Raw genomic sequence first — 14,382 nt, 5'->3', positions numbered from 1 at the left:
TCAACTCCTGTCATGGAAAAGTGGTTGCCAGAGGTCAATTAACCCCTGCATCAAGCCACCGCGCCAACAAAGTGCATCATGTCCGCCGTCAACCTGACGCCAGAAAATGGATTCTTTTATAGGATATAGTTGCGCATACAGCGCCTGGTTAGCTCGCATAATCATCGGTTCGCGAATCCCAGCCTCCAGCACAATGCGCAGACCTTCGGCGCTAACTTCACCTGCTTTAAGCTGTTCAAGTAACACGCCCTCTTGCTGCCCGCCCCGATGCGGCCACCAGTACGATCCTGACTGGCTTAATACACAGCCAAAGCGTTCAGGCCAGTGCAGTCCGGCATACAGCGCGGAAAGTCCACCAAAACTTTGCCCGGCGACAACAGTGCGATCGGCGCGATCGCTAAAAGGAGCGATTGTTTTCACCAGCGGCAGTAACTCTTGCTGTACTGCCAGCCAGAAATCCGCATTACACGGAAGTTCGCGGGCACGGTGCGTGGTGTCAATAGCATCGATCAACACATACACGGCGGGAGGAAGTTGCTGACGATAGGTCAGCGAAGTCAGCGCAGGCCAGACGGGCATACTTTGCGCCCAAAATTCGCCATCGAGCAGAATGGCTAACGGACGCTCTTCGGCTGGCGCATCACCAGTGGAAAAAATCCATACACGACGTGAATTTTTCAACCATTCACTTTTCCAGATAATTTCTTTGGCAGGTATTTCTGGCGCTTGCGGACAATCCCATCCCGGTTGCAGAGGCGCTTGCGGCATTTCGAGTGCAGAAACAGCGTGCCCTCGCCCGCCTTTCCAGCTTTGTGGATTCAGCGGATCGGCTATCGCCTGGGGTAATAGTTTTCGCCAGCCCTCACGTAATTCGAGGCGATCGGGTGATGGTGCAGAAAAAATGTCATCGCGTTCAGTGGGAATAAAACAGTAGCTGCCGCGCCAGTTAGCACTGAGTTGTGTCGTCCACTGCCAAACGTCAGTGCCTGCAATGCGCCGCATCGACTGGGGCTGGCTGTTCTGATGGTGATCGGTAACGCCAGTGATATAAACCCATACGCGCTTTATCGTCGAGCGGTCTTCAGAACCTTGAGGGTCACGCCACCAGAAAGTGACCTGATATATTTCGTCATTCAGACGCTGCCATTCCGGGCCATGTTTCGACAGCCACCAGCTCTCACTTCCCACGTTTAACGCCGTCACACCATAACCCCATGTTTACTGTGCAATTTTTTATTGATTGCAGAAATATATTGATAATATTATTGATAACTATTTGCATTTGCAATAGCGTATTGGCGCGCCATGTCAAGCGCGCACATTAATTAACCAACTGCACTGCGTGTCTTTCAGGATCAAAGGTTTTCGCGGTAGCGGGATGCGTCATGCTGATGACGACCATGCCCGACAGTTGCAATTCGTGGCAAAAATGCAGGAATAAAACAATGAACAAGAAGATTCATTCCCTGGCCTTGTTGGTCAACCTGGGGATTTATGGGGTAGCACAGGCACAAGAGCCAACCGATACCCCTGTTTCACATGACGATACCATTGTCGTTACCGCTGCCGAGCAGAACTTGCAGGCGCCTGGCGTTTCGACCATCACCGCAGATGAAATCCGCAAAAACCCGGTTGCCCGCGATGTATCGGAGATCATCCGTACCATGCCCGGCGTTAACCTGACCGGTAACTCCACCAGCGGTCAGCGTGGTAATAACCGCCAGATTGATATTCGCGGCATGGGTCCAGAAAACACGCTGATTTTGATTGACGGCAAGCCGGTCAGCAGCCGTAACTCGGTGCGTCAGGGCTGGCGCGGCGAGCGCGATACTCGTGGTGATACCTCCTGGGTGCCGCCGGAGATGATTGAACGTATTGAAGTTCTGCGTGGCCCGGCGGCTGCACGTTATGGCAACGGCGCGGCGGGTGGCGTAGTTAACATCATCACCAAAAAAGGCAGCGGCGAGTGGCACGGTTCCTGGGATGCTTATTTCAACGCCCCAGAACATAAAGAGGAAGGCGCCACCAAACGCACCAACTTCAGCCTGACCGGTCCGCTGGGCGATGAATTCAGTTTCCGCTTGTATGGCAACCTCGACAAAACCCAGGCCGACGCGTGGGATATTAACCAGGGTCATCAGTCCGCGCGTGCCGGAACCTATGCAACTACCCTACCGGCCGGGCGCGAAGGGGTGATCAACAAAGATATTAACGGCGTAGTTCGTTGGGACTTCGCGCCTCTGCAATCACTCGAACTGGAAGCGGGTTACAGCCGCCAGGGCAACCTGTATGCGGGCGATACTCAGAACACCAACTCCGACGCCTACACTCGCTCTAAATACGGCGATGAAACCAACCGCCTGTATCGCCAGAACTACTCACTGACCTGGAACGGTGGCTGGGATAACGGTGTGACCACCAGTAACTGGGTGCAGTACGAACACACCCGTAACTCGCGTATTCCGGAAGGTCTGGCGGGCGGCACCGAAGGGAAATTTAACGAAAAAGCGACACAAGACTTCGTCGATATCGATCTTGATGACGTGATGCTGCACAGCGAAGTTAACCTGCCGATTGATTTCCTCGTTAACCAGACGCTGACGCTGGGTACGGAGTGGAATCAGCAGCGGATGAAGGACTTGAGTTCCAACACCCAGGCGCTGACCGGGACGAATACCGGCGGTGCTATTGATGGTGTGAGTGCCACCGACCGTAGCCCGTATTCAAAAGCAGAAATTTTCTCGCTGTTTGCCGAAAACAACATGGAGCTGACTGACAGCACCATCGTAACGCCGGGGCTGCGTTTCGATCATCACAGCATTGTGGGTAATAACTGGAGCCCGGCGCTGAATATATCGCAAGGTTTAGGCGATGACTTCACGCTGAAAATGGGCATCGCCCGTGCTTATAAAGCGCCGAGCCTGTACCAGACTAACCCAAACTACATTCTCTACAGTAAAGGTCAGGGTTGCTATGCCAGCGCGGGCGGCTGCTATCTGCAGGGGAACGATGACCTGAAAGCAGAAACCAGCATCAACAAAGAGATTGGTCTGGAGTTCAAACGCGACGGCTGGCTGGCGGGCGTCACCTGGTTCCGTAACGATTATCGCAATAAGATTGAAGCGGGCTATGTGGCTGTAGGGCAAAACGCAGTCGGCACCGATCTCTATCAGTGGGATAACGTACCGAAAGCGGTGGTGGAAGGTCTGGAAGGATCGTTAAACGTGCCGGTTAGCGAAACGGTGATGTGGACCAATAACATCACTTATATGCTGAAGAGTGAAAATAAAACCACGGGCGACCGTTTGTCGATCATCCCGGAATATACGTTGAACTCAACGCTGAGCTGGCAGGCACGGGAAGATTTGTCGATGCAAACAACCTTCACCTGGTACGGCAAGCAGCAGCCGAAGAAGTACAACTATAAAGGTCAGCCAGCGGTTGGACCGGAAACCAAAGAAATAAGTCCGTACAGCATTGTGGGTCTGAGCGCGACCTGGGATGTAACGAAGAATGTCAGTCTGACCGGCGGCGTAGACAACCTGTTCGACAAGCGTTTGTGGCGTGCGGGTAATGCCCAGACCACAGGCGATCTGGCAGGAGCCAACTATATTGCCGGTGCTGGTGCGTATACCTATAACGAGCCGGGACGTACGTGGTATATGAGCATTAATACTCACTTCTGATGCTAACGTCAGATTGTTGACAAAGTGCGCGTCGTTCATGCCGGATGCGGCGTGAACGCCTTATCCGGCCTACAAAATCTTGTCAATTCAATATATTGCAGGATAGTGTAGGCCTGATAAGCGTAGCGCATCAGACAGTTTTGCGTTTGTCATCAGTCTCTAATATGGTCGACATGAAAACTACGCATACCTCCCTCCCCTTTGCCGGACATACGCTGCATTTTGTTGAGTTTGAGCCGGCAAGTTTTTGTGAGCAGGATTTACTCTGGCTGCCGCATTATGCACAACTGCAACATGCCGGACGTAAACGCAAAGCCGAACATTTAGCCGGACGGATTGCTGCTGTTCATGCTTTAAGGGAATTTGGCTTTAAGAACGCCCCCCCTGTCGGTGAACGTCGCCAGCCACTTTGGCCTGCCGGGTTATACGGCAGTATTAGCCACTGCGGGGCTATGGCATTGGCTGTGGTATCTCGTCAACCAACGGGTATTGATATCGAAGAGATTCTCTCTGCACAAGCAGCGGAAGAGCTGAAAGACAGCATTATGACACCAGCAGAATACGAGCTGCTTGAGGTCAGCGATTTACCCTTTTCTGTGGCGCTTACACTGGCATTTTCAGCGAAAGAGAGTGCGTTTAAGGCAAGCAAGTTACAGACAGTTCAAGGTTTTCTGGATTATCAAATAATTAACAGGAATAAACAGCAGATCATCATTCGTCGAGAGGATGAGAAGTTTGCTGTGCACTGGCAGATAAAAGAAAAGAGAGTCATCACGCTGTGCCAACACGATTAATTGATAATACCCGGTGCGATTCGCCCGCAGCCATTGCTGACTGCGGGCGAAAGTGTAAAGCAGGTGCCTTACCATCCAGACCTGACAACCGGATATGCGGGGATTGCTCCCCGCACAACGGCTACTTCTTCGGTTCGTAAGCGAGAACAGCCCTGAACTCAATATTACGTTCCTTCACCGTAAACTCACACAGCGAGTCTCCGACCAGAAGCGTAAATCCCAGCACCGTTAAACACAGCACTATGACCGCCACAAGGGCGTATTTCGTCAGCATGTTTATATTGCCTCCATGCGAAGAAGGGACTACCATCCAAATTGTCTGGTTTGGAGTGGCAGCCCCAGGGTTGATAGAAATATCGTCCTGGGGCTTCATCTTTCCAGATCTCAGAGTTAACCTGAAACCGGAAAGCTTCAGGCACCCGCCGTTATCTTACCCTTTCTTAGTAAAATAGCTGTTTATTTATACAGTACAATCCTGTTCCGGACTTCGGCCGGCAAAACTCATCATTGCCTTAAAACGAGATCGCCCGCAGCCATCACTGACTGCGGGCGAAAATGTAAATCAGGTGCCTTACCATTCCTGACCTGACAACCGGATATGCGGGGATTGCTCCCCGCACAGCGGCTACTTCTTCGGTTCGTAAGCGAGAACAGCCCTGAACTCAATATTACGTTCCTTCACCGTAAACTCACACAGCGAGTCTCCGACCAGAAGCGTAAATCCCAGCACCGTTAAACACAGCACTATGACCGCCACAAGGGCGTATTTCGTCAGCATGTTTATATTGCCTCCATGCGAAGAAGGGACTACCATCCAAATTGTTGGGTTTGGAGTGGCAGCCCCAGGGTTGATAGAAATATCTCCTGGGGCTTCATCTTTCCAGACCTCAGAGTTAACCTGAAACCGGAAAGCTTCAGGCACCCGCAGCTATCTTACCCTTCCTTAGCAAAATGGCTGTTTATTTATACAGTTAATCCTGTTTCGGACTTCTCACTACTCATTTGATCAACCGAAGCTGAGCCAGTTTTTTTCTGCTCGCCCCAATCGTCAAAATTCTTCGCCGCCAGCCAGCTCTGCCACTACTGGTCACCTTGCAAAAGTAGCCAAATTGCTTCAGTAGCAATCAGTTCACCACCACCAAAAAAAGAAACATTCCAGAACTTCCGCATCTCGCCCTGCCGCTGCCACTTCTATACTGGAATGAAAATGCCAACATAAGAGAAACCTATGCCATTACCTGAGTTTCATATTTCTGAACCTTTTACCCTCGGTATTGAACTGGAAATGCAGGTGGTTAATCCTCCGGGATATGACCTTAGCCAGGACTCTTCAACGCTGATTGACGCCGTTAAAAATCAGATCACTGCCGGGGAAGTGAAGCACGATATCACCGAAAGTATGCTGGAGCTGGCGACAGATGTTTGCCGTGATATCAACCAGGCTGCCGGGCAATATTCAGCGATGCAGAAAGTCGTTTTGCAAGCTGCGGCAGATCATCATCTGGAAATTTGCGGTGGTGGTACGCATCCGTTTCAGAAATGGCAGCGTCAGGAGGTGTGCGATAACGAACGTTATCAACGGACGCTGGAAAACTTCGGCTATCTCATTCAGCAGGCGACCGTTTTTGGTCAGCATGTCCATGTTGGCTGTGCCAGTGGCGATGACGCTATTTATTTGCTGCACGGCTTATCGAGGTTTGTGCCGAACTTTATCGCCCTTTCTGCCGCGTCGCCGTATATGCAAGGAACGGATACGCGTTTTGCCTCCTCAAGACCGAATATTTTTTCTGCCTTTCCCGATAATGGCCCGATGCCGTGGGTCAGTAACTGGCAACAATTTGAAGCCCTGTTTCGCTGCCTGAGTTACACCACGATGATCGACAGCATTAAAGATCTGCACTGGGATATTCGCCCCAGCCCCCATTTTGGCACGGTGGAAGTTCGGGTGATGGATACCCCGTTAACCCTTAGCCATGCGGTAAATATGGCGGGATTGATTCAGGCCTCCGCCCACTGGTTGCTGACGGAACGCCCTTTCAAACATCAGGAGAAAGATTATCTGCTGTATAAATTCAACCGTTTCCAGGCCTGCCGTTATGGTCTGGAAGGCGTCGTTACCGATCCGCACACCGGCGATCGTCGACCACTAACGGAAGACACCTTGCGATTGCTGGAAAAAATCGCCCCTTCTGCACATAAAATTGGTGCATCGAGTGCAATTGAAGCACTGCACCGCCAGGTTATCAGCGGTCTGAATGAAGCGCAGCTGATGAGAGATTTCGTCGCCGATGGCGGCTCGCTGATTGGACTGGTGAAAAAGCATTGTGAGATTTGGGCTGGAGACTAAGCGGAGAATTGCGTTACGCAGAAATATCCCCGACAATGGTGTTTTAACTTACATTTAACAATGTTATGAAACACCCCTTAGAAACCTTGACTACCGCAGCAGGCATTTTGCTGATGGCTTTCCTCTCTTGCCTGCTGCTGCCCGCCCCTGCGCTGGGGCTGACGCTGGCACAGAAACTGATGACCACGTTCCATCTGATGGATCTGAGTCAGCTTTACACATTGTTATTTTGTCTGTGGTTTTTAGTGCTGGGCGCTATTGAATATTTTATTCTTAGATTTATCTGGCGACGCTGGTTCTCGCTGGCGGATTAAACGTCGATTATCACCGTACTTCGCGGCATACTTTGCTTATTCTCCTTCGCCTTAAGGAACGTTTATGGATAAGCAATCACTGCACGAAACGGCGAAACGCCTTGCCCTTGAGTTACCCTTCGTCGAGCTTTGCTGGCCGTTTGGCCCAGAGTTCGATGTCTTTAAAATTGGCGGCAAGATTTTTATGCTGTCGTCGGAGCTGCGCGGCGTCCCCTTCATAAATCTGAAGTCCGATCCACAAAATTCCCTGTTAAATCAGCAAATATATCCAAGCATTAAGCCTGGGTATCACATGAATAAAAAGCACTGGATTTCTGTGTATCCCGGCGAGGAAATCTCTGAATCGTTGCTCAGCGATCTGATCAACGACTCATGGAATTTAGTGGTTGATGGCTTAGCTAAACGCGATCAAAAAAGGCTGCGCCCTGGCTAAAACGGAAATCTATAGAGCATTTTTCTCGCTTACCATTTTACTTTGATCCTTGTAATCTGCTGGCACACAAACATCTTTCACAAGGAGTCTTTATGGATATCATTTCTGTCGCCTTAAAGCGTCATTCCACTAAGGCATTTGATGCCAGCAAAAAACTTACCCCGGAACAAGCCGAGCAGATCAAAACCCTGTTGCAGTACAGCCCATCCAGCACCAACTCCCAGCCATGGCATTTTATTGTGGCCAGCACGGAAGAAGGTAAAGCGCGTGTCGCTAAATCCGCCGCCGACAATTACGTGTTCAACGAACGTAAAATGCTTGATGCCTCGCACGTCGTGGTGTTCTGCGCGAAAACCGCAATGGACGATGCCTGGCTGAAGCTGGTTGTTGACCAGGAAGATGCCGATGGTCGCTTTGCCACGCCGGAAGCCAAAGCGGCGAACGATAAAGGCCGTAAGTTCTTCGCCGATATGCACCGTAAAGATCTGCATGATGATGCAGAGTGGATGGCAAAACAGGTTTATCTCAACGTCGGTAACTTCCTGCTGGGCGTTGCGGCACTGGGTCTGGACGCGGTGCCAATCGAAGGTTTTGACGCGGCAATCCTCGATGAAGAATTTGGTTTGAAAGAGAAAGGTTACACCAGTCTGGTGGTCGTGCCGGTAGGCCATCACAGCGTGGAAGATTTTAACGCTACCCTGCCGAAATCTCGTCTGCCACAAAGTATCACCTTAACTGAAGTGTAATTCTCCTTTATAGCCGGGAACTGATCCCGGCTATTTCACATCAGATTTTCCTGATTTGCATAACCCTGTTTCAGCCGTCATCATAGGCCGCTGTTGTATACAGGAGACGTTATGCAGGATTTAATATCCCAGGTTGAAGATTTAGCGGGTATTGAAATTGATCACACCACCTCAATGGTGATGATTTTCGGTATTATTTTTCTGACCGCCGTTGTAGTGCATATTATTTTGCACTGGGTGGTACTACGTACCTTCGAAAAACGCGCCATTGCCAGTTCACGGCTGTGGTTGCAAATCATTACCCAGAATAAACTATTTCATCGTTTAGCTTTTACCCTGCAAGGGATTATCGTCAATATTCAGGCGGTATTCTGGCTGCAAAAAGGCACCGAAGCGGCTGATATTCTGACCACCTGCGCGCAGTTGTGGATCATGATGTATGCGCTGCTTTCAGTCTTCTCGTTGCTGGATGTTATTTTAAATCTGGCGCAGAAATTCCCGGCAGCAAAACAGTTACCGCTAAAAGGGATATTTCAGGGGATAAAGCTGATCGGCGCAATTCTGGTCGGCATATTGATGATCTCACTGCTGATTGGTCAGTCACCAACCATTCTGATCAGTGGTCTTGGCGCAATGGCTGCCGTGCTGATGTTGGTATTTAAAGATCCGATTCTTGGTCTGGTGGCAGGTATTCAGCTTTCCGCGAACGATATGCTGAAACTGGGCGACTGGCTGGAAATGCCGAAATACGGCGCGGATGGCGCGGTGATCGATATTGGTTTAACCACCGTCAAAGTACGTAACTGGGACAATACCATTACCACTATTCCCACCTGGTCTCTGGTTTCTGACTCCTTTAAAAACTGGAGCGGAATGTCAGCCTCTGGTGGACGACGCATTAAACGCAGTATCAGTATTGATGTCACCAGCATTCGCTTTCTTGATGAAACCGAAATGCAGCGGCTGAATAAAGCGCATCTGTTAAAACCTTATTTAACCAGCCGCCATCAGGAAATTAATGAGTGGAACCGCCAGCAAGGGTCTACGGAGTCAGTATTAAACCTGCGCCGAATGACGAATATTGGAACATTTCGTGCCTATCTGAACGAATATCTGCGTAACCATCCACGTATTCGTAAAGATATGACCTTAATGGTACGTCAGCTTGCACCGGGCGATAATGGTTTACCGCTTGAGATATATGCGTTTACCAATACCGTAGTGTGGCTGGAATATGAAAGCATTCAGGCTGATATTTTCGATCATATATTTGCCATCGTCGAAGAGTTTGGTCTGCGACTTCATCAGTCGCCAACCGGCAATGATATTCGCTCACTGGCAGGTGCATTTAAGCAATAATTAAAAAACCGCTCTCATCGAATGGATGAGAGCGGCTTCAGTTTGTTTACATTGTTTTGTCGGATGTAGCGTGAATGCCTTATTTCCGACGCAACGTTTTAAACGCCACAAACAGGAACACAATCCACACCGGCAGCAGGATCGCCGACAAGCGCATATCATCCATCGTGCACATCAGCACCAAAATCATGCCGAGGAAGGCAATGCAAAGATAGTTGCCGAACGGATAGAGCAGTGCCTTAAACTGTGTTTCTCGCCCCTGACGTCGCATCGCCGCGCGAAAACGCAGATGCGCCAGGCAGATCATAATCCAGTTCAGCAGCAGCGTTGCCACCACCAGCGCCATCAGCAAACCAAACGCTTTTTGCGGCAGCAGATAGTTAATCAACACCACCAGCGAAGTGATTGCCCCGGAAAGCATTAGCGAATTAATGGGTACGCCACGACGACTGACGCGAGTGAGAAATTTCGGCGCATTCCCCTGTACAGAGAGGCCAAACAGCATCCGGCTGTTGGAGTAAACCCCGCTGTTATACACCGACAGCGACGCCACCAGAATGACAAAGTTCAGCGCAGAAGCCACCACATTACTGTCGAGATTATGGAAAATCATCACAAACGGGCTACTGTTGGATTTCACTTCCACCCACGGGTAGAGCGCCAGTAAAACCACCAGTGAACCGATATAAAACAGCAGGATACGATAAACCACCTGATTCACTGCTTTAGGGATGCTTTTTTCTGGATCGCGCGCTTCAGCCGCAGTAATCCCAATCAGCTCCAGACCGCCGAAGGAGAACATAATCACCGCCAGCGACAAAATCAGCCCATTCCAGCCGGTGGCAAAGAAACCACCGTAGCGCCAGAGGTTGTCGATACTGGCTTTCTCGCCGCCGTGACCAGAGAACAGCAGCCACAGGCCAAAACCGATCATGCCGATGATCGCCAGCACTTTAATCAGCGCGAACCAGAACTCAGTTTCACCATACAAGCGCACGTTCACCAGGTTAACGGCGTTGATGATAATAAAGAAGGCAGCAGCCCAGATCCAGGTGGGAACATCCGGGAACCAGTACTGCATATAGATACCCGCCGCCGTCAGCTCTGCCATTCCTACCAACACGAACATCACCCAGTAGTTCCAGCCGGAGAGGAAGCCCGCAAACGGTCCCCAGTATTTATAGGCAAAGTGGGCAAACGAACCGGATACCGGCTCTTCGACCACCATCTCGCCGAGCTGGCGCATAATCAGGAAAGCGATGATCCCGGCAACGCCGTAGCCCAGCAATACAGCCGGCCCCGCCATCTGAATCGCCGGACCAATGCCAAGAAACAGACCAGTACCAATGGCGCCACCCAGCGCAATTAGCTGAATATGACGGTTATGTAATCCCCGATGAAGCGTCGGTTCTTGATTCGACGCAGTATCTTCCGATACGGTTGACGCGTTTTTCACGCCTTTCCCCTGTGTGTCTTTTTTATTGAGGGGCTCCTTTTAACATTTAGTGCTGGTCGTCGCAAGACACAATCCACACAGTTAAACCGGGTATCCTGCTTTTATTTCCGTACCCGATGCCGATGCAACCACATCAGCTTATACGCCGCCGGGATAATAAACAGCGACAGCAAAGGTGCGGTGATCATGCCGCCAATCATCGGCGCGGCGATACGGCTCATCACTTCGGAACCCGCCCCCGTTCCCCACAGAATCGGCAGCAGACCGGCGATAATCACCGCCACCGTCATCGCTTTCGGGCGCACGCGCAGTACCGCGCCGTGATACAACGCCTCATCCAGTTTCTGCTCGCTGAATGTTTGTGGATTATCCAGCGACGGCTCTGCCTCTATGGCGTGACGTAAATACATCAGCATCACCACGCCAAACTCGGCAGCGACTCCGGCGAGGGCGATAAAGCCAGTGCCCGTCGCCACGGAAAGATGAAAGCCCATCCACCACAGCAACCAGATACCGCCCACCAGCGCAAACGGTACGCTGCTGATAATCAGCAACGCTTCGCCCACCCGACGGAACGCCAAATACAACAGCACGAAGATGATCATCAACGTCATCGGCACCATGAGTTTCAGCTTATGGTTGGCGCGCTCCAGTAGCTCGAACTGCCCGGAGAATGCCACGCTGGTGCCCGGTTTTAACTGCACTTTTTCGGCAATCGCTTTTTGCAGATCGTGAACCACCGACACCATGTCACGATCGCGGGCGTCGATATAAATCCAGCTCGTCGGGCGCGCATTCTCGGTTTTCAGCATCGACGGTCCGGTGGAGACGTTAACGTCGGCCACGTCTGCCAGGGTGATTTGCTGCTTCATCGGCGTCAAAATCGGCAACTGGCGCAGAGCCTGCGGGCTATCGCGCCAGCTTTGCGGATAACGCAGATTAATTGGATAACGGGCAATCCCTTCCACCGTTTCGCCAACCATCGCCCCACCCACCGCAGATGTCACAAACAACTGTACATCCGCCACCGTCATACCGTAACGCGCGGCTTTTTCACGGTTAATCTCAATATTGATATAGCGCCCACCTTCCAGACGTTCGGCAAGAGCAGAAGCCACGCCTGGCACCGTTCGCGCCACGTCTTCAATTTGCTCCGCCATCGCGTCGATATCCGCCAGCACATTGCCGGACACTTTAATGCCGATGGGGCTTTTAATGCCGGTGGAAAGCATATCAATACGGTTACGGATTGGTGGCACCCACAGATTCGCCAGCCCCGGTAGTCGCACGGTGCTATCCAGCTCTTCGATGATTTTGTCCATCGTCATGCCAGGCCGCCACTGATCCTGCGGCTTAAGCTGAATGGTCGTTTCTACCATCTCCAGCGGAGCGGAGTCGGTGGCAGTTTCCGCTTTCCCGGTTTTGCCAAACACCCGCGCCACTTCCGGTACGCTCATAATCAGCTTGTCGGTTTTTTGCAGCATACTCGCTGCTTCCGACGCGGAAATCCCCGGCAGCGTCGAAGGCATATACAACAAGTCGCCTTCATTGATCTGCGGTAAAAATTCCCCGCCAACTTTATTGAGCGGCCAGATAACTGTCAGCACCGAAAGCGCCGCCACCAGCAGCGTGGTTTTCGGCCAGTGCAGTACTTTCAGCAACAGCGGATGGTAAATACGAATCAAAAAACGATTGAGCGGGTTACTGCTTTCTGGCGGAATTTTGCCACGGATCCAGTAGCCCATCAGAATGGGGATCACCACGATCGCCAGCAGCGCCGCGCCTGCCATGGCATAAGTTTTGGTGAACGCCAGCGGATCAAACAGACGCCCTTCCTGCCCTTCCAGAGTGAAGATTGGGATAAACGACAGCGTGATAATCAGCAGACTGATAAAAAGCGCCGGCCCCACTTCAACAGATGCATCGGTAATCACCTGCCAGCGCGTTTTATTATCCAGCGTGGCGTCAGGATGCTGGTGCTGCCACTCTTCCAGCCGTTTATGCGCATTCTCGATCATGACGATAGCGGCATCGACCATCGCCCCGACGGCAATCGCAATACCGCCCAGCGACATAATATTGGCATTCAGCCCCTGGAAGTGCATGACAATAAAAGCAATACACAACCCCAGCGGCAACGAAATAATCGCCACCAGCGCCGAGCGCACATGCCAGAGAAACAGCGCGCAGACTACCGCCACCACAATAAACTCTTCCAGCAGCTTGCCGCTGAGGTTGTCGATGGCGCGGTCAATGAGCTGGCTGCGATCGTATGTTGTAACTATCTCCACGCCTTCCGGCAGACTGCTTTTCAGCGTTTCCAGTTTGTCCTTCACGGCGGCGATCACTTCACGGGCATTTTTGCCGGAACGCAGGATCACCACCCCGCCAGCGACTTCGCCTTCGCCGTTCAGTTCCGCAATGCCCCGGCGCATTTCCGGCCCTACCTGGACTTTCGCAACATCACGCAAATAAACGGGCACGCCATTTTCACTGGCTTTTAAAACGATGTGATTAAAGTCGTCGAGCGTTTGCAGATAGCCGCTGGCGCGCACCATATATTCCGCTTCCGCCAGTTCAATCGACGAACCACCCGCTTCCTGGTTTGAGGCATCCAGCGCGCTTTTCACTTCGGCGAGTGTGATGCCATATTGCGCCAGGCGCTGGGGATCGATAACCACCTGATACTCTTTCACCACACCGCCCACCGACGCCACTTCCGCAACGTCAGGGATGGTTTTTAGCTCATATTTGAGAAACCAGTCCTGCAATGAGCGTAAATCGGCCAGATCGTGCTTACCGCTGCGATCCACCAGCGCGTATTCATAAATCCAGCCAACACCCGTGGCGTCTGGCCCCAGCTCGGCGCTGACTCCTGCAGGCAGCTTACCCTGCACCTGGTTGAGGTACTCCAGCACCCGCGAGCGCGCCCAGTATGGATCGGTGCCATCTTCGAAAATGACATACACATAAGAGTCGCCAAACTGCGAGAAACCGCGCACGGTCTTCGCGCCAGGCACCGACAACATGGTGGTAGTCAGTGGATAAGTCACCTGATTTTCAACGAGTTGCGGAGCCTGACCGGGATAGCTGGTTTTAATAATCACCTGCACATCAGAGAGATCCGGCAGTGCATCCACTGGCGTGTTAATGATGGTCCAGGTGCCCCAGATGCTCAAAAACAACGCGCCCATCAGCACCAGAAAACGGTTCGCCACCGAGCGACGAATAATCCATTCAATCATTG

12 protein-coding genes and 1 pseudogene are annotated in these 14,382 nt (G+C 51.6%); 8 read left to right on the top strand and 5 right to left on the bottom strand.

Annotation, left to right across the window (positions count from 1 at the left end):
* Entirely contained in the window at window positions 1-1,203 is a 1,203-nt protein-coding gene (gene fes / locus BEG40_RS00770) for an enterochelin esterase (RefSeq protein ID WP_105284711.1), read from the bottom strand.
* Between the two features lie 242 nt (window positions 1,204-1,445).
* Here fes and fepA point away from each other — a divergent pair, with 242 nt between their 5' ends.
* Together fepA and entD are read left to right on the top strand one after the other, a co-directional pair.
* Window positions 1,446-3,686, top strand: a complete 2,241-nt coding sequence (fepA, locus tag BEG40_RS00765) for a siderophore enterobactin receptor FepA (RefSeq protein WP_001034901.1) — start codon at window positions 1,446-1,448, stop codon at window positions 3,684-3,686.
* 173 nt (window positions 3,687-3,859) lie between these two features.
* Window positions 3,860-4,480 carry an enterobactin synthase subunit EntD gene (gene entD / locus BEG40_RS00760; RefSeq protein ID WP_105284768.1) on the top strand — a complete coding sequence of 207 codons (621 nt, stop codon included), beginning with the start codon at window positions 3,860-3,862 and terminating at the stop codon, window positions 4,478-4,480.
* A 121-nt stretch (window positions 4,481-4,601) separates the two neighbouring features.
* On the opposite strand, the gene hokE (BEG40_RS21890) is transcribed toward entD, so the two are convergent.
* Together hokE (BEG40_RS21890) and hokE (BEG40_RS00750) are read right to left on the bottom strand one after the other, a co-directional pair.
* A complete protein-coding gene (gene hokE, locus BEG40_RS21890) occupies window positions 4,602-4,754 on the bottom strand; it encodes a type I toxin-antitoxin system toxin HokE (RefSeq protein ID WP_000956467.1) in 153 nt (50 codons plus the stop codon).
* 351 nt (window positions 4,755-5,105) lie between these two features.
* The gene (hokE, locus tag BEG40_RS00750; RefSeq protein ID WP_000956467.1) at window positions 5,106-5,258 is read right to left on the bottom strand and encodes a type I toxin-antitoxin system toxin HokE; all 153 of its coding nucleotides are present in this window, start codon (window positions 5,256-5,258) and stop codon (window positions 5,106-5,108) included.
* On the opposite strand from hokE (BEG40_RS00750), the pseudogene BEG40_RS22245 reads away from it, so the two are divergent.
* From BEG40_RS22245 to ybdG, 6 genes and pseudogenes are all read left to right on the top strand, one after another.
* Window positions 5,227-5,455, top strand: a pseudogene (locus tag BEG40_RS22245) (hypothetical protein). The gene hokE (BEG40_RS00750) and the pseudogene BEG40_RS22245 overlap by 32 nt on opposite strands.
* Before the next feature lie 253 nt (window positions 5,456-5,708).
* Window positions 5,709-6,827 (top strand): YbdK family carboxylate-amine ligase, encoded by a 1,119-nt coding sequence (locus BEG40_RS00740; protein ID WP_105284710.1) that lies wholly within the window; start codon window positions 5,709-5,711, stop codon window positions 6,825-6,827.
* A 65-nt stretch (window positions 6,828-6,892) separates the two neighbouring features.
* Window positions 6,893-7,141, top strand: coding sequence for a DUF1158 domain-containing protein (locus BEG40_RS00735; protein WP_000682511.1), 249 nt, complete (start codon window positions 6,893-6,895; stop codon window positions 7,139-7,141).
* Window positions 7,142-7,205: 64 nt separating this feature from the next.
* On the top strand, window positions 7,206-7,574 hold the full coding sequence (locus BEG40_RS00730) for an MmcQ/YjbR family DNA-binding protein (protein WP_000360961.1): 369 nt from the start codon (window positions 7,206-7,208) through the stop codon (window positions 7,572-7,574).
* A 92-nt stretch (window positions 7,575-7,666) separates the two neighbouring features.
* Window positions 7,667-8,320, top strand: a complete 654-nt coding sequence (gene nfsB, locus BEG40_RS00725) for an oxygen-insensitive NAD(P)H nitroreductase (RefSeq protein ID WP_021550396.1) — start codon at window positions 7,667-7,669, stop codon at window positions 8,318-8,320.
* Between the two features lie 111 nt (window positions 8,321-8,431).
* Window positions 8,432-9,679 carry a mechanosensitive ion channel YbdG gene (gene ybdG, locus BEG40_RS00720; RefSeq protein ID WP_001153137.1) on the top strand — a complete coding sequence of 416 codons (1,248 nt, stop codon included), beginning with the start codon at window positions 8,432-8,434 and terminating at the stop codon, window positions 9,677-9,679.
* A 79-nt stretch (window positions 9,680-9,758) separates the two neighbouring features.
* Here ybdG and pheP read toward each other — a convergent pair whose 3' ends face one another.
* Complete coding sequence (pheP, locus tag BEG40_RS00715) at window positions 9,759-11,135, bottom strand: phenylalanine transporter (RefSeq protein WP_000786322.1); 1,377 nt, start codon at window positions 11,133-11,135, stop codon at window positions 9,759-9,761.
* A 101-nt stretch (window positions 11,136-11,236) separates the two neighbouring features.
* A complete protein-coding gene (cusA, locus tag BEG40_RS00710) occupies window positions 11,237-14,380 on the bottom strand; it encodes a Cu(+)/Ag(+) efflux RND transporter permease subunit CusA (protein WP_105284709.1) in 3,144 nt (1,047 codons plus the stop codon).
* Window positions 14,381-14,382: the final 2 nt, after the last annotated feature.

This window comes from Escherichia sp. MOD1-EC5495 (assembly GCF_002965965.1).
GTDB lineage: Bacteria > Pseudomonadota > Gammaproteobacteria > Enterobacterales > Enterobacteriaceae > Escherichia > Escherichia ruysiae.
Note: the sequence above shows the minus strand (reverse complement) of the source record. Positions and strands in the feature narration are given on the sequence as shown.